The organism is Brevibacterium senegalense (assembly GCF_000285835.1).
Lineage (GTDB): Bacteria > Actinomycetota > Actinomycetes > Actinomycetales > Brevibacteriaceae > Brevibacterium > Brevibacterium senegalense.
The window spans coordinates 1-18,571 of the sequence record NZ_HE978610.1; the positions used below are offsets into that span (position 1 = coordinate 1).

At 70.0% G+C, this 18,571-nt stretch carries 15 protein-coding genes and 1 pseudogene; 10 read left to right on the forward strand and 6 right to left on the reverse strand.

Annotated features, from left to right (window positions below; all coding sequences use genetic code 11):
* The coding region (locus HGBR_RS18335) for a hypothetical protein (protein ID WP_147522548.1) at window positions 1-1,207 on the reverse strand (1,207 nt) is incomplete at its 3' end.
* 511 nt (window positions 1,208-1,718) lie between these two features.
* On the reverse strand, window positions 1,719-2,837 hold the full coding sequence (gene menC / locus HGBR_RS14635) for an o-succinylbenzoate synthase (RefSeq protein ID WP_019160096.1): 1,119 nt from the start codon (window positions 2,835-2,837) through the stop codon (window positions 1,719-1,721).
* A 236-nt stretch (window positions 2,838-3,073) separates the two neighbouring features.
* Between menC and HGBR_RS18340 the strand changes: the two genes are divergently transcribed.
* Window positions 3,074-4,072, forward strand: a complete 999-nt coding sequence (locus tag HGBR_RS18340) for an Lrp/AsnC family transcriptional regulator (protein ID WP_019160097.1) — start codon at window positions 3,074-3,076, stop codon at window positions 4,070-4,072.
* A gap of 47 nt (window positions 4,073-4,119) precedes the next feature.
* Here HGBR_RS18340 and HGBR_RS14645 read toward each other — a convergent pair whose 3' ends face one another.
* Entirely contained in the window at window positions 4,120-5,685 is a 1,566-nt protein-coding gene (locus tag HGBR_RS14645) for an AbgT family transporter (RefSeq protein ID WP_026077631.1), read from the reverse strand.
* A gap of 311 nt (window positions 5,686-5,996) precedes the next feature.
* On the opposite strand from HGBR_RS14645, the gene HGBR_RS18345 reads away from it, so the two are divergent.
* Together HGBR_RS18345 and HGBR_RS14655 are read left to right on the forward strand one after the other, a co-directional pair.
* Window positions 5,997-7,454, forward strand: coding sequence for an amidase (locus HGBR_RS18345; protein WP_019160099.1), 1,458 nt, complete (start codon window positions 5,997-5,999; stop codon window positions 7,452-7,454).
* Window positions 7,455-7,458: 4 nt separating this feature from the next.
* Window positions 7,459-8,835, forward strand: coding sequence for a D-serine ammonia-lyase (locus tag HGBR_RS14655; RefSeq protein ID WP_019160100.1), 1,377 nt, complete (start codon window positions 7,459-7,461; stop codon window positions 8,833-8,835).
* 28 nt (window positions 8,836-8,863) lie between these two features.
* Here the strand turns inward: HGBR_RS14655 and HGBR_RS14660 are convergent, their stop codons facing one another.
* The 3 genes from HGBR_RS14660 to HGBR_RS14670 all read right to left on the reverse strand — a co-directional run bounded on the left by HGBR_RS14660 (window position 8,864) and on the right by HGBR_RS14670 (window position 10,898).
* Window positions 8,864-9,082, reverse strand: a complete 219-nt coding sequence (locus tag HGBR_RS14660; protein ID WP_019160101.1) for a helix-turn-helix domain-containing protein — start codon at window positions 9,080-9,082, stop codon at window positions 8,864-8,866.
* Window positions 9,083-9,562, reverse strand: coding sequence for a DUF2975 domain-containing protein (locus tag HGBR_RS14665; RefSeq protein WP_019160102.1), 480 nt, complete (start codon window positions 9,560-9,562; stop codon window positions 9,083-9,085).
* 139 nt (window positions 9,563-9,701) lie between these two features.
* Entirely contained in the window at window positions 9,702-10,898 is a 1,197-nt protein-coding gene (locus HGBR_RS14670; RefSeq protein ID WP_019160103.1) for a M20 family metallopeptidase, read from the reverse strand.
* Between the two features lie 108 nt (window positions 10,899-11,006).
* Between HGBR_RS14670 and HGBR_RS14675 the strand changes: the two genes are divergently transcribed.
* From HGBR_RS14675 to HGBR_RS14705, 7 genes and pseudogenes are all read left to right on the forward strand, one after another.
* Complete coding sequence (locus tag HGBR_RS14675) at window positions 11,007-12,503, forward strand: glutamate-cysteine ligase family protein (RefSeq protein WP_019160104.1); 1,497 nt, start codon at window positions 11,007-11,009, stop codon at window positions 12,501-12,503.
* Between the two features lie 88 nt (window positions 12,504-12,591).
* Window positions 12,592-13,803, forward strand: a complete 1,212-nt coding sequence (locus tag HGBR_RS14680; protein ID WP_019160105.1) for a pyridoxal phosphate-dependent aminotransferase — start codon at window positions 12,592-12,594, stop codon at window positions 13,801-13,803.
* 146 nt (window positions 13,804-13,949) lie between these two features.
* A complete protein-coding gene (locus HGBR_RS14685) occupies window positions 13,950-14,624 on the forward strand; it encodes a DUF1801 domain-containing protein (RefSeq protein ID WP_019160106.1) in 675 nt (224 codons plus the stop codon).
* A 197-nt stretch (window positions 14,625-14,821) separates the two neighbouring features.
* Window positions 14,822-15,142: a hypothetical protein gene (locus HGBR_RS14690; protein ID WP_019160107.1), complete on the forward strand. Its 321-nt coding sequence runs from the start codon at window positions 14,822-14,824 to the stop codon at window positions 15,140-15,142.
* 5 nt (window positions 15,143-15,147) lie between these two features.
* Window positions 15,148-16,437 (forward strand): PucR family transcriptional regulator, encoded by a 1,290-nt coding sequence (locus HGBR_RS14695; RefSeq protein ID WP_161601877.1) that lies wholly within the window; start codon window positions 15,148-15,150, stop codon window positions 16,435-16,437.
* A gap of 15 nt (window positions 16,438-16,452) precedes the next feature.
* Window positions 16,453-17,160, forward strand: a pseudogene (locus HGBR_RS14700) (SDR family oxidoreductase); the annotation flags it as partial.
* Between the two features lie 177 nt (window positions 17,161-17,337).
* Window positions 17,338-18,498, forward strand: a complete 1,161-nt coding sequence (locus tag HGBR_RS14705) for a serine hydrolase domain-containing protein (RefSeq protein WP_019160110.1) — start codon at window positions 17,338-17,340, stop codon at window positions 18,496-18,498.
* The last annotated feature ends 73 nt before the right edge of the window (window positions 18,499-18,571 follow it).

An 18,571-nucleotide genomic window follows, 5' to 3' on the forward strand; every position in this document is an offset into this window, starting at 1 on the left:
TGGTGTGGGTGCGGGGACGAGCTTTGATGAGGGTGTCGAACGTCAGCTGCTGGATCATCCGCTCGTCATCGACGGACAGGTGTGTCAGCGGCGGCAGCTCAACCGACTCCGGGGTGGCGTCCCCGCTGGCTGCGGTCGCGGCAGAACCGGGCGCCGAGTCGGCGCCAATGGCAGCCCCATTGGTCTCGTCAACGCCGGCAGTGGTGCCCCTGCCGTCAGCGGTGTCCGCGGACTCCACGGGTGCTGCTTGTGGGTGGGTGATGTCGAGGAGTTTGACCTGGTTCTTCACCAGCGCTCGCGACAGGGCTTGTGCCTCGTTGAAGTGGGCGTGGACGAGCGCGGTGGGGCCTTTGGCACACAGGATGCTCTGCCCGCCGGGGAGGTCTTCGACCCAGGCGCGACGGCCCCGGTTGGCGCGGGCGGCGAGGAGGGGTTTCACATCGAGTTCCGCGATGAACTGGCTGGCTTTGCGCATGAACTGGTGCAGGCTGATCCGCTCGTCCAGGGTCGTGAGGAACACGTCCAGGGCACGGAGGTGGCCCAGGGGCAGCCAGGCGAACTTCCGGATGAGGCTCTCCCACCGGTTGAACCGCAGGCGCCCCTCCAGCACGGCTCGCAGGAGGAGCGGCATGCCGATGTATGCGGTCAGGGCGTGGCCGATGTGTTTGCGGGTCAGCCCGGTCCTGGCGTTCGTGCGTGCTGCGATGGCGGTCTCGTCACTGGTGGTGAGGATGTACTCGGCGTGGTTGCAGAACGAGGAGGGGTCCGCGTCGTATGACGAATCCAGGGGGCCCGTCGCTCCTGCTTCCTCGCTGGCACTGGCTCCTGCCGTGTTATCGCCGTCATCGGGGAAGAGCGCGTCGAGCCTGTCGCGGGAGTCCGGGGAGGTGAACGCGAGGGCCAGCACGGTGGTGGCGAGGTGGACGAGTTCGAGGGCCCGCAACCGGTCGAGGGCGAGTGTGTGGGTGGTGTAGCGGCTCATCCGGTCGGCACCGGACTCACCCTGCACGGTTGCGAGACCCGTGCCGGTCAACAGTTGGGTCCAGTCGGGGAGGGTGACGTCGTGGAGGACGGGGTGGCCGTGCTCGGTGACGCGGCGGAGGTCTTCCAGGCTCGTGATGGGGTCGATGAGGGTGAGGTCGTCGAGGGAGCGGGCGCACGCATCAGCCGCACTGGCCATGGTGTCGTTGGCTGTTGTGGTGGTCATGGGGTCCGCGCCCCCTTTCCCTGACGTCGTTGTCGGGTCCCGCGTTCGAATGCAGTTCTATTCTAAATGGGAACAGGAGGTCGCGCAAGACCTTTTTCGGCCGGGTGAAATCTCTTGTGCGAAGCCAGGTGGAATCTGTTGTGCAGAGATGGGGCGTGTCGGAATCACCGTCGCGAGACTCTGCTGGCCGGCACGTCAGGACAATGAGCGGATGGGCGGCTTGTGGAGCGACGACCGGTGCAAAGCCTGCCTGTTGCGGGCGGGTCTGCAGGGTGCTTGTCGCGCTGTGGTGTGCCAACTGGCCGCACGGTGACGGCGCGACTGGAATGTGCACCACCGGAACTGGCGACTCCGCGCACCACCGGAACCGGCGACTCAGTGCGCTACCGGCGCGCGCGACCCCGTGCGCCGTCGGAACGCGTGACTCAGCGTGACCGGGACCCGCGACCGGAACCGGCGGCTCCGCGCGCCACCCGGACGCGTGTCTCAGCGCGCCATCAGAACACGCGCCTCACCGCGTGATGTCGACCGTCCCCCGCGAGAACTTCTTCAGCCGCTCCGGATCGATCGTGACGCCGAAGCCCGGGCCCTGAGGGACCTGGACCTCTCCGTCGCGCTGGACGATCTCCTGGGTGATGTCCTCGTGGAAGAACCGTTTCGATCCGGAGATGTCACCGGGCAGCGTGAACCCGGGCAGGGTCGCGAGCGCTGCGTTCGCCGCGCGACCCAGTCCCGTCTCCAGCATCCCGCCGTGCCACACCGCGACTCCGTGCGCCGCGGCCAGATCGTGGATCCGCTTCGCCTCCAGGTAGCCGCCCACGCGGCCGGGCTTGATGTTGATGACCGCGGCAGCGCCCAGCGCGATCGCGTCTGCGGCAGCGGCGGCGGAGACGATCGACTCGTCGAGGCACATGGGCGTCGACATGAGCTTCGCCAGTTCGCTGTGCTGGCGGATGTCCGCCTCGCCCAGAGGCTGCTCGATGAGCAGCAGTCCGAAGTCGTCGAGCTTCTTCAGGTGCGCCGCATCGACCAGCGTGTACGCCGCGTTCGCGTCGACCTGGAAGAGGAAGTCGTCGCCGAACTCGCGCCGCAGCGCCGCGACGGGCTCGAGGTCCGCGCCCGGCTTGATCTTGAGCTTGATGCGCGCGTACCCCTCGTCCAGGTAGCCGCCCACCGTCTCGATGAGCTCGCCGATCGTGGGGTGGATGCCCACGGAGACGCCCGACGGCACCGAGTCCACCACGCCGCCCACATAGTCCTTGAACGATTGGCCGCGACTCTTGAGCTGCGCCTCCAGCACCGCCATCTCCACGGCGGACTTCGCCATCGGATGCCCGATGATGTGGCGCAGGTGCCAGCCGACGGTCTCCGCCGTGAGGTCCTCGACCTGGAACAGCGCCGGCGCCAGCCACTTCTGCGTCACCGCGATCCCGCCGTCCAGGAACTCCTCCGAGTACAGCGGCGCAGCCATCGCGACCGATTCGCCCCACCCGGTCACGGGCCCCGCATCGGTGTCGAACGAGGCCTCGACCAGATAGCAGTCCTTCTCCGTCTCCCGCATGAACGAGGTCTCGAACGGGGTGACCAGTGGCATGGACACGCGGTGGAGGCGAAGCGATGTGAGCTGCATGACAGCATCCTAGCAAGGGGTGCGGGCGCGACAGGGGGCGATGCGGGGCGGCGAGGGCGGCCTCGACACCGTGCGCCTCGAGGAAGCCGCTGAGCACGCCCCGCGACCGCTCGACGCTCGCCTCCCACCGTCCCCACAGGTCGACCGCTGCCGAGGTCCCCCACCAGATGCCGATCCTGGACCGACGTGCATGGACTGGAAGCACACGGCCAGCTGCGTGCGGATAGGATCCACGCATGCAGCCGTACGCCGAAGACGGGCAGTCGACGCATGCCTTGGACCGCCGGATCATCGCGGCGCTCCAGTACCGGCCGCGAGCGACGTGGGCGTCGATAGCAGACGCGCTGGACGAGCCCACCCGCTCCGTCTCGCGTCGCGGGGCGGACCTGCTGGCGGGTGGCGGCGTCCGTGTCGTCGGGGCACGAGGTGCCACCCCCACGCTCATCGCCCGGGTCGCTGCTCAGGTGAACTGCGCCCGCATCGTGGCGACGGGATATGCCGCCCGGCCGGACTGCGTCTTCGCGTACGCGACGACCGGCGATCGCCACGTGGTGGCGGAGGTGCGGGCGGACGACGCCACCCTCTCGCAGCTGGTCCTCGACGAGCTGCCCTCGATCAGCGGGACGGCGGACGTCCGGGTCGATCGGGTCAGCACTGTGCATCGATCGGTGGGGGAATGGCGCCCCGCTGTCCTCACCGACGACGAGGTGGCCCGGCTGGGGGTGACCGTCCGGCAGCCGGCTTCCCCGCAGCAGGTCGCCCACACGGGTCTCACGGACGCGGACCGGACGCTCCTGCGTCTACTGGCGCAGGACGGGAGGACGACGACGGCAGACCTCGCGGCCTCGGCGAGGGCATCGGAGAACACGGTCCGGCGGCGTCTCGCGGACCTGGAGCAGCGCAGTCTGCTGCGGTTCCGCGTCGTCGCGGACCCGGCCCTGCTGGGATGCCCCACCGAGGTCCTGGTCACCCTCCGCGGATCGTTGCGGTCCCAGCCCTCGCTGGTCCCGGCCCTGCTGGCACTGCCCGAGCTGCGGTACCTGGCCGCGCTGGGCAGCGACCGGCATCTGCTGGCGCACTTCGCGTTCCCGGACTCGGCGGCGATGCACCGGGAGCTGAGCTCCGGCGACTGGACCGCGGAGGTCGACGACATGGACATCCTGCACGTCGTCCACGGCTTCAAGCGCAGCGGCTGGCGGACGGCGGGCGCGGACGCGCTCGAACGGCTGTACTGAGCCGGCCGCGTCCGACCGCCCGCGCCCGCCCCGTTGCCGGGGTCCGCTCAGCGGATCGAGACGCCGGGGCCGATCGGCAGCCCCAGCAGGTACCAGACGATGAAGAGCGCGACCCAGGTGACGAGCAGCGTCATCGCGAGCGGCAGGGTGAAGGACACGACCGTGCCGATGCCCGCGCTCTTCCGGTACCGCTGCACCATGCTCAGCGCCAGGATGAAGTAGGCGCTCATGGGCGTGATCGCGTTCGTGCACGAGTCCGCGATGCGGTAGACGAGCTGGGTCGTCTCCGGCGGGATGTCCAGGTACATGAACATGGGGACGAGGATGGGCGCCAGCAGCGACCACATCGCGGAGCCGCTCGTGATGATGATGTTCATGACGGAGATGAGCAGGATCGCGACGATGAAGAGCAGCAGCGGCGGCATGCCGGCCGTCTGCAGGAACGACGCGCCGTTCACCGCGATGATCGTGCCGATCCCGGTCCACTTGAAGTAGGCGAGGAACTGGCTGATCGCGAAGAAGAGGACGAGCACCGGTGCCAGGGTGCGGATGCCGTCCGCCATGGACTCCGGGATCTGGCGGGCCCGGGTGAACTCTCGCGTGAGGCACCCGTAGACCACACCCAGGATGACGAAGGCCAGTCCGATGAAGATCGCGATGTTCTTGAGGACGACCGACTGGATGATCCCGCCGTCCTCGCCGCGCAGCGGGGAGGACGCGGGCAGCAGCGCCAGCACGACGACGGCGGCGAACGCGAGGAAGGCGGCGAAGGCGAGGAGGAGGGCGCGGCGCTCGGGGGCGGTGACCTCCAGCTGCGTCGTGGGCTCGATGCCCTCCGCGTCGACGTCGGCGTCCAGGTCCGGGCGGCGCGCCAGCGCGAACTCGACGACGAGGGTCACGGCGATCGACAGGACGACGGACGAGGCGATCGCCCAGTAGTAGTTGCCCAGCGGCGACACGGTGTAGTCGGGGTCCACGATGCGCGCGGCCTCGGTGGACAGCGAGGAGAGGATCGCATCCGACGGGGTGACGAGCGGCGAGGCGTTGTAGCCGGCGGAGATCGAGCCGAACGCCACCATGAGGCCCAGCACGGGGCTGCGGCCCACCGCCTTGAAGGCCATCGCGGCCAGCGGGAGCATGACGATGAACGCCGCATCGAACATGACGTGTGAGATCATGCCCGCGAACGCGACGGAGAACGTGACCCAGCGGGCGGGCAGGCGCACGATCGTGAGGCGCAGGAGGGCGGAGAGGACGCCGGAGCGCTCGGCGACGGCGACGCCGATGATGACGCTGAAGATGATGGGCAGCGGCGCGAAGCCCGCGAAGTTCTCCAGGGCGGTCCCGAAGACCATCGCCAAGCCCTCGCCCGTCAGCATCGACTTGACCGCCACGGTCTCATCCGTGCCCGGCGGGGTCACCTCCACGCCGGCGGTCGCGAGGATCGCGCTCACGACCGCGAGGATCGCGGCGAGGATCCAGAACAACCAGAACGAGTGGGGCAGCTTGTTGCCCACCCACTCGATCGCCTCGAGCGCCCGGAAGAACCGGCGCATGGTGGGTGACAGCCGTGTGTCCGCACTGGCCGTCGTCGTGGACGTTGTACTGGTCATCGTTCCTCTTCCCGAAGTGGGCCGTCGTCCGGCGGCGCGGGATGCAGTGTCCGCCGGCGCCTCGCCTGTGTGACGTGTGCAACAGTCTGGGGTGATGGGGTGGGCACCTGCCAAGCAGCCGCGGCGAATCCGCGACCGGTTGCGCGACATCGCCATGATCCTGGCCGAATCCCGCAGATCCGCACGTGCGCGTCCGCACAGACGCGCACGTGGGGATACTGCCAATCACTGCGCACCACTCGCGCACAGGCCGCGCACCGCCCACGCACTGGCCATCTGCGCAACACCCCACCCACGCGAAGGGACATCCGATGACGGCGTACTCCGACCTCACGCTCACTGATCTGGTCACTCTCCTGCAGACGCGGCAGATGTCCGCGACCGAGGCACTCGAAGCCCATCTGGCCCGCATCGACGAGGTGAACGGGGCGATCAACGCGGTCGTCACCCTCGACGAGGACCGGGCCCGAGCAGAGGCGAGGGAGGCAGACCGACGGCTGGCGGCCTCGGGCGCGGATCGCGATGTCCCGGAGCTCTTGGGGGTGCCGATGACGCACAAGGACTCGATCGCGACGCGCGGGATGCGCACGACCTTCGGGTCGCCGCTCTTCGCGGACAACGTCCCCGACCGCAGCGCGTGGCTCATCGACCGGCTGGAGGCGGCCGGCGTCGTGACGACGGGCAAGACGAACGTGCCGGAGTTCGCGGCCGGATCCCACACGTTCAACCCCGTGTTCGGCACGACCGTCAATCCGTATGACACGACGCGCAGCGCCGGGGGCAGCAGCGGTGGCGCGGCCGCGGCGATCGCGGCGGGGATCCAGCCGGCCGGAGACGGATCGGACACGGGCGGATCGCTGCGCACGCCGGGATCGTTCTGCAACCTGGTGGGGTACCGGCCGTCGCTGGGGCGCATCCCGCTGGGACCGGGGCGGAACCCGTGGACGTGGATGTCGCGGCAGGGGTTCCTGGCGCGCTGCACCGAGGACATCCGCCTGCTCATGCGGCAGGTGAGCGGCGCGCACCCGGACAGCCCGGTGCCGGCCCGCGAGGACGGTGCGTTCGATCGTCGGCGGCGACGCAGTCTGCACGGGCTGCGCGTCGCGTGGTCGCCGGACCTGGGTCTGGGCGTGCCCGTCGAGCCGGAGGTCCTGCGCGTCCTCACCGCCCAGCTGGAGACTCTGCGCGCGCTGGGCGCGGAGGTCGTCGAGGCGGCTCCCGACCTGCGCGATGCCGACCGCGTGTTCCTCACGACGCGGGCGTACGACTTCGCGGCGTCCTACGGCGACCTGGTCCGTGAGCGCGGCGCGGAGATCAAGGCGACGATGCGGCAGAACGTGGAGGACGGACTGGGTCTGGGCGTCGACGATCTGTTCGCGAACGATGCGGCCCGCGCCCGCCTCCATCAGGCGACGACCGCGTTCTTCCGCGACGTCGACGTCCTGGTCACCCCGGCCGTCCAGGTGCTGCCGTTCGACGCGGATCTCGAGTTCCCCACCGAGGTCGCCGGCGCCCCCACCCCGCACTACCTCGACTGGATGCGCGCCGCGACGCTCATCAGCGCGACGGGGCTGCCCAGCCTGTCGGTGCCGGGCGGGTTCTCCTCTGGCGGGCTGCCTGTTGGCCTCCAGATGGTGACGGCCGACCAGGCGGACGGGTTGCTGCTGGACGTCGCCCAGACGTTCGAGGAGGCCACCGGCTTCGCGGACGTGCGGCCGCAGATGGGGGCTGCGGCGGGTGCCGGGGTGCCGCAGGCCGTGGGAGTCTAGGAGCATGAGCGACCGGACGACCGACCTGCGCGACGAGCTGCCCGATGGAAACCGCCGCCGCGTCTTCGACGACCTGGTCGCAGGCCGGCCCACCGTGTGGCTCCCGGAGGTCGCTGGGGACGACCCCGCTCCCGAGGCCGGCCGGATTTCCGCGGTCGGCCAGACTCCCGAGGCCGGCCAGACTCCCGCCGCCGCTCACCTCACCTCCGCACTCATCGACGCCGCCGAGGACCGCTTCCGCTGGTTCGCGCCCCTCTTCGAGGAGCTCTTCCCGGAGACGCGCCCCACCGGCGGCATCATCGAGTCGCCGCTGCAGAAGGTGGGTGCGCTCGCCTCCGCACTGACCGATGAGTTCGGGCAGCCGTTCCCTGCGGACCTGTGGGTCAAGCGCGATGACGCGCTGGCGGTGAGCGGCTCCGTCAAGTCCCGCGGGGGCATCCACGAGGTCCTCGAAGTCGCGCTCGACACGGCCCGTGACCTGGGCATCGACCTGAGCGAGGGGCCCACCGCGTTCCTGCGCGACGACGTGCGCGCACGCCTGTCCCAGCGCCGCATCGTCGTGGGCTCGACCGGGAACCTGGGGCTGTCGATCGGGCTCATGAGCGCGATCCTGGGCTTCTCTGTCACCGTCCACATGTCGCACGACGCGAAGGCGTGGAAGAAGTCGATGCTGCGCGCCTCCGGTGTCGACGTCGTCGAGCACGCGACGGACTTCACTCAGGCCGTCCACGCCGGCCGCGCCGCGGCGGAGGCGGACCCGGTCGCCCACTTCATCGATGACGAGAACTCGCTGAGCCTCTTCGCGGGCTACGCCGTCGCGGGCCGGAGGCTGGCCGGTCAACTGGCGGCGGCCTCGGTGGTCGGGGATGCGCAGCATCCGCTCACGGTCTACCTGCCGTGCGGGATCGGCGGCGCGCCCGGCGGCATCACCTACGGTCTCACCAGCGTGTTCGGTGACGCAGTCCGCTGCGTCTTCGTCGAGCCGGTCTCCATGCCGGCGTTCCTGCTGGGCCGGCTGACGGGCCTCGACGACGCGATCAGCGTCGCAGAGGTGGGCCTGGGCGCCCTCACCCTGGCCGACGGCCTGGCCGTGGGCCGCCCGTCCGGCTTCGTGGGGAAGGCGGTGGGCGACCGGGTGGCCGGGTACGCGACCGTGACGGACGACGATCTGCTGCGGACCCTCGCCGTCGCTGAGGCCGCGGCCGGTCTCCGACTGGAGCCCTCCGGCTGCGCGGGGCTGAGGGCGGCAGGGCACGTGATGGCCGCGGGGGCCGGTGGGGCTGCCGGCACCCATGTCGCGTGGCTGACCGGCGGCTCGCTCATGCCTGACGAGGAGTACGCGCAGCTGTTGGACGCGGGCAGGCGCCTGCTGCGGCGCTGACAGCACGGCGGGCTTCGTGTGACGGCCTTCAGAGCTCCTCGTCGTCGGGCTCCCAGCGGAGAATATCGCCAGGCTGACAGTCGAGGACGCGGCAGATCGCGTCGAGGGTGTTGAATCTGACGGCTTTCGCGCGACCGTTCTTGAGCACAGCGACGTTCGCCGGGGAGATGCCGATCGCGTCCGCGAAATCTCCGACCGACATCTTACGCTTGGCCAGCTCCACGTCGATGTCCACGATGATCGCCACTCAGACGACCTCGGCCATCTCGGACCTGAGCACGGTCGCCTCGATCAGCAGACGGCGCATGACGACCATGAGCAGGACGAACGCGGGTCCAGTGACCAGCGCCGCGCACAGTCCCAGGAACGCCGCGGGTCCGCCGGTGCTCGCGATGAACACGAGGTGGAACCCGGTCCCGACCGCCATGAGGGTGGCGACCGCCGCTGCGCCGATGATGACCTCGACCCAGCGCAGCGCCGCATCCCTGAAGATCTCCGCACGCGCGACCATCGACAGCAGCATCCAGATCGCCGCGAGCGCCACCTGCAGGCAGGCGATCACGCTGATAGCCGCGACCGTGTACGGAACCTGCAGCCCGGCGACCTCCGGGTACTGCGCGGCCATCTCTCTCGCGACGAGAGGGATGACGACGATCTGCGCGACGAGCCCACCTGCCCCGATGAGGACGAGAAGGGTGCGGAGTGCGGAGATGGTGGGTGCGTTCATGTATCGATGATAGGCAGATATCTATCGTTTTACGGTCGATATGCCGTGGGAGTGTGCTGGGAGTGCGGGGGAAGCGCTGCGCACGGCCCTGGTGCGGCGTCCGCAGGAATCGGGCCTGCGGACGCCGCACCAGGGCCGATCAGCCGGCCAGCTGGTCCGCGATGAGCGCGGCGAGCAGGGCCGTACGGGGGGCGATGTGCGCGGACAGCGCGTGCTCGTGGTCCGCGTGCGCGCCGTCGCCCACTGCTCCCAGCCCGTCGAGGGTGGGGATGCCGTCACCGGCGGTGTAGTTGCCGTCGGAGGCGCCGCCCACCTCGACACCCGTGGGTGCGTCGACGCCCACGGCCTGCGCGAGCTCGCCGGCGCGGTCGAAGAGCCCCTCCGCCATCTCCCGCTCCATGGGAGGACGGTTGATGTCGCCCAGGATCTCGATCGAGGCACCCTCCAGCACCGGCGTGAGTGCGCGGATCGCGGTGTCGACCCGTTCGAGCTCCTCCTGCGTCTTCGCGCGCACGTCGACGTCGAACCGCGCCTGCGCCGGCACCGTGTTCGTCGTCGTGCCGCCGCTGAACACGGTGGGGGTGACGGTGGTGCCCACGGCCGGATCCGCGAGGGCCGCGACCGCGATCATCTGGTGGGACAGCTCGAGGCCCGCGTTGACCCCCTTCTCCGGGTCGAGGCCCGCGTGCGAGGCACGGCCGTGCAGCACGACCGTGTACATCGACGTGCCCTTGCGGGCGAGCTTGAGCGCGCCGGCCGGGCCTGCGGCGGCCTCCATGACGAAGGCGGCGCGGGCCTGGGCGGCCTCGGCGCGCAGCAGGGGAGCGCCCGTCGCCGAGCCCACCTCCTCGTCACCGGTGACGAGGATGCTGAGGCCGTCCACGGCCTCGGGCCCGGACTGGTCCAGCAGCATCGCGGCGGCGTGGATGGACATGACCACACCGGTGAGCATGTCGAAGCTGCCGGGGCCGCGGATGACGCCGTCCTCGTGGGAGAACGGGATGGACTCGAGCGTGCCGTGCGGCCACACGGTGTCCTGGTGATTCACCAGCACGACCGCGGGTGGACCGTCGCCGAAGCGCAGGCGGACGTGGGTGACGTCGTCGATCGTGAGGATCTCCGGCGTCGCACCCAGGCGCTCCGTGAGGAGCGCGGCGACGTCGCGGGCGCCCGCGGCGACGGCGTCCAGGTCGGACGACGGGGTCTCGAGCGAGATGAGCCGCTCGATGTCCTCGAGCATCTGCGGCAGGCGCTGCTGCGCGGCCGGCAGGAGGGCTGCGAGGTCGACGGAGGCGGAGCGGGCGGTCGCGGTGGTGGGCGCGGAGTCTGACGTCATGCCTCCGAGTCTGCCACGGCGTGCGGACACGGATGGAGGTGCCGCCCCCGCCTCAGCCGAATGTCGGAACAGGAGACGAGACGGGGGTGCGTGTGTCAGTGTGTGCGCATGGGAGAAGCAGTGGGGTCCGTCCGCTACACGCCGCGGGAGAGGACGCTGTACCGGCGCAAGCTCCAGGAGAACCTGGAGACCTTCGACACGTACCTGCAGAAGGCGGACTTCGAGTCGAAGGGGACGATCGGGCTGGAGCTCGAGCTCAACCTCATCGACGCGGACGGTGCGCCCTCCCTGCGGAACGTCGAGATCATGGACGCGGTGGACGACGCGGACGTGCAGTCGGAGATCGGCGCGTACAACGTCGAGCTCAACATGCCGGTCTCCCGCGTGCGCGACGCCGGGCTCAAGCGCCTGGAGCACGGCATCGACGAGCGGCTGCGGAAGCTGCGCACTGCGGCCCAGTCGCTGGACGTGGCACCGGTGTCGATCGGGACGCTGCCCACCGTCACGACGGAGCTGCTCGAGGACGAATCGTGGATCACGCCGGAGAACCGGTACCGCGCGCTGTCCACCGCCGTTGTCGAGGCCCGGGGCGAGTACGTGGGCATCGACCTGTCCCGCGAGGACCACTACGCCCATGAGTTCGCGGACCTGGCGCCGGAGTCCACGTGCACGTCGATGCAGCTCCACCTGCAGGTGGCGCCCAACCGCTTCGCGGACGCGTGGAACGCGTCCCAGGCGATCGCGGGCGTGCAGATCGCGATGGCGGCGAACTCCCCGCTGTTCCTGGGGCACCGCCTGTGGCACGAGTCGCGGATCCCGATCTTCGCCCAGTCGATCGACACCCGCACCCCGGAGCTGGTGCACCAGGGGGTGCGGCCGCGCGTGTGGTTCGGCGAACGGTGGATCACGAGCGTGTTCGACCTCTTCGAGGAGAACGTCCAGTACTTCCCGCCGCTGCTGCCGGAGACCCGCGAGGCGTCCGGCCGCCCCATCCTCACGGAGAACGGCACGCCGTACCTCCACGAGCTCAACCTGCACAACGGCACGGTGTGGCGCTGGAACCGTCCCATCTACTCGCCGGGGAAGCGCAGCGCGCACGTGCGGCTGGAGAACCGGATCCTGCCGGCCGGCCCCACGCCCGTCGACATGGCCGCGGACGCCGCCTTCTACTACGGGCTCATCGCGTACCTGGTGCGGGAGAATCGTCCCGTGTGGTCGCGGATGACGTTCACGGAGGCGCAGGAGAACTTCGAGAACGGCGCGCGCGATGGGATCGGCGCCCGCCTCACGTGGCCGCGCTACGGCACGCTGGACGTCACGGAGCTGGTGCTCGAGACACTCGCGCCGCAGGCCCGGGCGGGGCTCGAGGAGCTCGAGGTCGACGAGGACGTCATCGACGAGTACATCGGGATCTACGAGGCCCGCGCCCGCACCGGCCGCAACGGCGCCTGGTGGCAGCGGAAGGCGCTCGACGCGCTGGCCGGTCGCTCACCCGTGGGCTCGGACGAGCGCAACCGGGCGCTGCGCACGCTCACCCTCCGGTACGCGGAGAACCAGCGATCCGGCGATCCCGTCCACACGTGGGAGGTCCCGGCCCAGGGGTGAGGGGCGCTGCCCCGCCCGCGGGAGAGAACGCCGGACGGTTCCGCCGCGGGGGCAGTCCGATGTCCGTTCCACGTCCTACAGTGGGGACATGGACACGACTGAGACGCACCGGGAGCTGACCACCTCGATCCGATCGACGCGGGTGCGACCGTTCGCGGTCATGAACATCCTCAACCGCGTCTTCGAGATGCGCGCGCAGGGTCGCGACGTCATCTCGCTGTGCGTGGGGGAGCCGTCGCAGGGTGCGCCCGCCGGGGTGCGTCGCCGTGCCGCGGAGGTCGTGGCGGACGGCACGGACCTGGGCTACTCGGAGGTCTTCGGCATCGTCCCGCTGCGGCAGCGGCTGGCGGAGCACTACCGCCGCTGGTACGGGGTCGACCTCCCGCTGGAGCGGATCGCCGTGACGAACGGCTCGTCCGGCGCGTTCGACATGGTGTTCCTCGCCAGCTTCGACGCGGGCGACCGGGTCGCGCTCGCCACCCCCGGCTACCCCGCGTACACGAACATCCTGCGCGCGCAGGACGTCGAGGTCGTCGAGCTGCCGTGCGGACCGGACGTCCGCTTCCAGCCCACGGTGGAGATGCTCGAAGCCGCCCACCGCCAGGGTCCGCTCAAGGGGCTCATGCTCGCCTCGCCGGCGAACCCGACGGGCACGATGGTCGAGGAGCCGGAGCTGCGCGCGCTGTATGACTGGTGCCGGGCCAACGGGGTGCGGCTCATCTCCGACGAGATCTACCACGGGGTGTCGTTCACCGGGTCGAAGGGGACCTCGGCGCTGGAGTGCGGTGACGATGCCGTCGTCATCTCGTCGTTCTCGAAGTACTGGGGCATGACGGGCTGGCGGCTGGGGTGGGCGATCCTCCCGGAGGACCTCGTCCAGCCCTGCGACGCGATCGCCGGGAACCTGTCGCTGTGCCCGCCGGTGCCCGCGCAGCACGCGTGCGTCGAGGCGTTCACGGAGGAGGCGTACGCGGAGTGCGACGCCGCCGTCCAGGGCTTCGCGGTCGCGCGGCAGCACGTCCTCGACGCGGTGCCCGCACTGGGCTGGACGGACATGGCCCCGGCGGACGGCGCCTTCTACATGTACTTCCGGATCGACGACGTGCTGGGTCCGCACGCGGATGCGAGCGACTGGTGCGCGGCACTGCTGGAGCAGGAGGGGGTCGCGCTGGCGCCCGGCATCGACTTCGATCCGATCAACGGCCACAATGCGGTCCGGCTCTCGTTGGCGGCCGGTCCGGACGCCATCGCCGAGGCCCTGGTCCGGATCCGCAGATTCCAGGACTCCGTGGCCGGCTGAGGGCGGCGCGGGGACGCGGAGGGCGGGCAGCGGGAGGCGGCGACCGGGACGCGACGATGCGGGATGTGGCGGTCACGGGATACGACAGCCCGGCATTCGGCGGCCACCGGATGTGACGGTCCGGGAGACAACAGAGAGGACACGCAATGACGCAGTTCGACGAGATTCCCGGAGTGGCGGCGCCCCTGCGTCGCGCGCTCGTGGAGGCCGGGTACCCGGATCTCGAGTCCCTGGACGGTGTGGACTACGCGGACCTGGCGGCACTGCACGGGGTGGGACGCACCGGCCTGGCTCGGATCCAGGCGCGTCTGCAGGAATCCGGCCGGGGCCTCGGCGGCGACGTGCCCGGGACTCCAGCGGCAGCAACCTCGGGTGCGAGCGCGCCCGGGTGGACGCGTGGTCACACAGGGACGACGGCGAAGGACGTGAAGACCAGGATCACGGATGTGGTGCCCACGGACTTCGTCGAGGGACTCGAGTGGCCGCGCCGGCAGGAGCACGGGCGGTTCCTGCTCGAGGTGTTCGGGCGGGTCACGGGCGTGGAGCCGGTCATGTGGGGGCCCACGATGGTGGGCTATGGCGAGGCGCACTACGTGTCGCCCAGCGGGCGCGAGGGTGACTGGTTCGTCGTGGGTTTCAGCCCGCGGAAGGCGAACTTGGCGCTCTACGGGCTGCAGTCGGCGCCGGATGCGGACGAGCTGCTGCCGCGCCTGGGCAAGCACAAGCTGGGGTCCGGATGCGTGTGGATCAACAAGCCCGAGGACGTGGACCAGGACGTGCTCGAGCAGCTCATCCGCGGCGGCTGGGAGTCCGTGGACTGACGGGGTGCGGTCTGGCTGACCCGGTCTCCCAGAAAGACACCTTGAGTCGCAAACCGCAGTGCCATAGCGGTGGAGTTTGCGACTCAAGGTGCCTTTCTGTTCGAAGTCGCCGCGTGCGGTGGCTGCACGGTCTCTGAGCAGGCATCTCGCCCGCAGCGCTCGGCTCTTCCGCATCCAGCGAACATTCGTTAGTTTGATTGTCAGGCGGGTCACAGGCGCAGATCGAGCGGTTCGCCCCCGGGTTCCGGGACCGGATCGTCGCCCGCACTGTGCGGAGCGTCGCGCAGCTCGAGGCGGACAACGCGAACTACGTGGCCGGGGACATCATCACGGGGGCGAACAGCGTCCAGCAGCTGCTCTTCCGGCCTCGTGTTGCCCTCGACCCATACTCGCTGGGCGCACCGGGGCATTACCTGTGCTCGGCCGCGACGCCGCCGGGGGCGGGAGCGCATGGCATGTGCGGGTACAACGCTGCGCTCTCCGCGCTCGCCCACGCGGGGATCCCCACGGGGAGTTGATGACGATGACCGCGCAGCAGGACCGGATCGACCAGTACGTCGTCGAGGTGGGCAACGGCATGCGCGCGGAGCACGACGCGATGGTCGACGAGATGGTCGGGATCATCGCGCGGCAGGTCGACCACCTGGATGACGGGCAGACGCATGCGACCCTGCGGGCCAGTGTCGAGGGCAACGTCGAATCGATCATCCACATGCTGCGCAACCGGGTGCCGGCGGAGCAGGCGCAGGCCTCGGCCTCGGCGCTGGCGTACGCACTGCGGCTGGCGCAGCGCGAGATCTCTGCGGACTCGCTGCGGCGGGCCTACCACCTGGGCACGGAGGTGGTCCGGCGGCGGTACTTCGAGCAGGTGCTCGCGCTCGACGCGAGCGCCGAGGACAAGCTCCACGTGAGCCTCCAGGTCCAGCTGTTTCTCCACCAGTACGTCGACCGGGTGAGCGTCGAGGTGCAGCACGCGTACGCGGAGGAGGCGCGGCGGCGGTATGAGCGCAGTGCCTCGGCGACGGCGACGGTCATCCGTGAGGTGCTCGCGGGTGCGGAGGTGCAGCCCGGCCGGTTCGAGCGGCTCGCCCGCTACCGGCTGGAGCAGCAGCACCTGGGCGCGGTGCTGTGGGTGGACGACGCGAACCCGGGCGTCGACAGCAGCCCGCAGCTGGCGGACCTCGCGACGGAGATCGCGCGGCGGCTGGGGCCTCGGACCACGTCGCTCTACACGGCGGTCGACCGGAGCGCGGGCTGGGCCTGGTTCGGGACTCCGGATGGTGGTGAGGGCGCTGGTGCGGGCGCTGGTGAGGATGCTGCTGCGCGGGCGGTGATCAGCGAAGCGACCGAGGCCGTGGCTGGGGTCCGGGCGGCGCTGGGCTCCTGGAGCCCTGGAGCGGACGGGTTCCGACGCTCGCACCAGCAGGCGGAGGCGGCCGCGAGCGTCCTGCAGGCCGGGCAGGGGACGCGCCAGAGGGTCGTGGGGTACGGCGACCCCGGCGTGGCGATCACCGCGATCCTCGTCCGGGACCTCACGGCCACGCGGGCGTGGGTGCACGACCAGCTGGGCGGACTCGCGGACGCGGGAGACGCAGCGCAGCGGCTGCGGGACACACTCGAGTGCTTCCTGCAGTGCGAGAGCAGCTACACGAGGACTGCGGAGCGGATGAGCCTGCATCGGAACTCGGTCACGTACCGGGTCGAGCGGGCGGTGGAGGTGCGCGGACGGCCGTTCACGGACTCGGCGACGGATCTGGCGGCGGCACTCACCGTGTGCCGGCTGCTGGGCGACGCCGTGACAGGAGCGTCCTGAGGGGCGGAGACGGACACCCCGGACCCGCGGCTGCCGGGCACGGTGCACACCGCGGCCGCCGCGATCCGGGAGGCGGGCGGCCAGGCCCTGCCGATCGTCGGGGACGTCCGCGACGACGAGGCCGTGGCCGGGGCGATCGCGAAAGCTGTCGAGGTGTTCGGCGGGATCGACCTCGTCGTGAACAACGCCTCGGCGATCGCGCTCCAGGGCTTCGGCGAGCTGTCGGTCAAGCGGTACGACCTCATGCTCGACATCAATGTCCGCGGCACGTTCAGCGTCCTCACGCACGCGCGCCCGCACCTGCTGGAATCCGAGGACCCGAGGGTGCTGACTCTGTCCCCGCCGCTCAACCCGGACCCCGCGTGGCTCGCGCAGCATGCGCCCTACACGCTCAGCAAGTACGGGATGACGATGCTGACGCAGGGCTTCGCGGAGCAGCACCGCGAGCAGCGGATCGCCGCCAGCTGCCTGTGGCCGCAGACCCTCATCGCGACGGCGGCGGTGCAGAACGTGGTGGGCGGCGACGAGGCGATGCGCTCGGCGCGCACGCCGGAGATCATGGCGGACGCGGCGGCCGTCGTCCTGGGCCTGCCGTGGGAGGAGGCGACGGGACGCTGCTTCGTCGACGAGACGGTCCTGCGGGAGGCAGGCGTCACGGACTTCTCCCGGTACCTCCACGAGGGCGCCACCGAGGAGGGGCTGGAGGCGGACCTCTTCCTCTGAGGGTCGGGCCGCGGCCTCTGACGCGCTGACTCTCCACCGGGCGCGGGGTGCCCCGCTGCGAGGCCGGTTGGACACTGACTGTCCGAGCTCGTGGTCGTTCGATTGAACAGATGCACTGCCGGTGCGTATACTCCAAGAACGTGAGGCAACGGAGCTTCACACGAAAGAGGAGCGACGATGCAGACACCTCGGGTCCAGGGCACGAACACCGAGCAGTTCGAGGAATTGAAAGCAGCCTTCGAGTCCAGCATCCAGTCCGGGGAGGAGCTGGGTGCCTCGATCGTGGTCAACGTCGACGGGGAGAACGTCGTCGACCTGTGGGGCGGCTACCGCGATGCCGGCCAGCAGCAGCTCTGGACCGATGACACCATCGTGAATGTGTGGTCGACGACCAAGACGGTCTCGTACCTCGCCGCACTCATGCTCATGGATGCGGGAGAACTCGATCCGTATGCACCCGTCGCGCAGTACTGGCCGGAGTTCGCGGCGAACGGAAAGTCCGACATCGACGTGCGACAGATCCTGGCGCACACGTCGGGGGTGTCCGGGTGGGATCTCCCGTTCACGACTGAGGACATGTACGACTGGGAGAAGTCGACGTCTGCGCTGGCAGCGCAGGCGCCGTGGTGGGAGCCCGGCGCAGCGGCCGGATATCACGCTCACAACCAGGGACATCTCATCGGCGAGGTGATCCGCCGGATCACGGGACGGCCGTTCAAGCAGTTCGTCGACGAGGAGATCGCGAGTCCACTGGGAGCGGACTTCCAGATCGGTGCTCGAGAAGAGGATTGGGGACGGATCGCAGAGGTCATTCCGCCTCCGCCGCTGGAGATGCCATCCGACCTGAGTCCGGATCACCCCATGGTGAAGACCTTCTCCGGACCCGCTCCGAACGCGAACGCCGCCAACACGGCCGACTGGCGGCGAGCAGACATGGGCGCACTCAACGGACATGGCAATGCCCGATCGGTCGCGAGGATCCTGTCCTCGATCTCATTGGGCGGAGAGGTCGATGGTGTGCGCCTGCTGTCGGAGAAGACCATCGACCTCGCGTTCGAGGAGCAGTCCAGCGGCATCGACCTCGTGCTGGGTGTTCCGCTGCGGCGTGGAATGGGCTTCGGCCTCGCTGACCAGGAGTCGATGCCGTCGGTTCCGGGTGGGCGCGTCGCCTTCTGGTGTGGCTGGGGCGGCTCCGTCATCATCATGGACCCGGATCGCAGACTCACGATCTCGTACATGATGAACAAGATGGGCCCGGGAGTCGTGGGGTCGGACCGCAGCGACCGGTACGTGCGAGAGGTGTACAAGGCGCTCGGCGTGACGGGTGCCAGCGTCTGAGTTCGGGATTAGACGATTGAGTTCGGGATTCGCGGTGCTTCCAACACCGTAGATCCCGAACTCAAAATCTGGA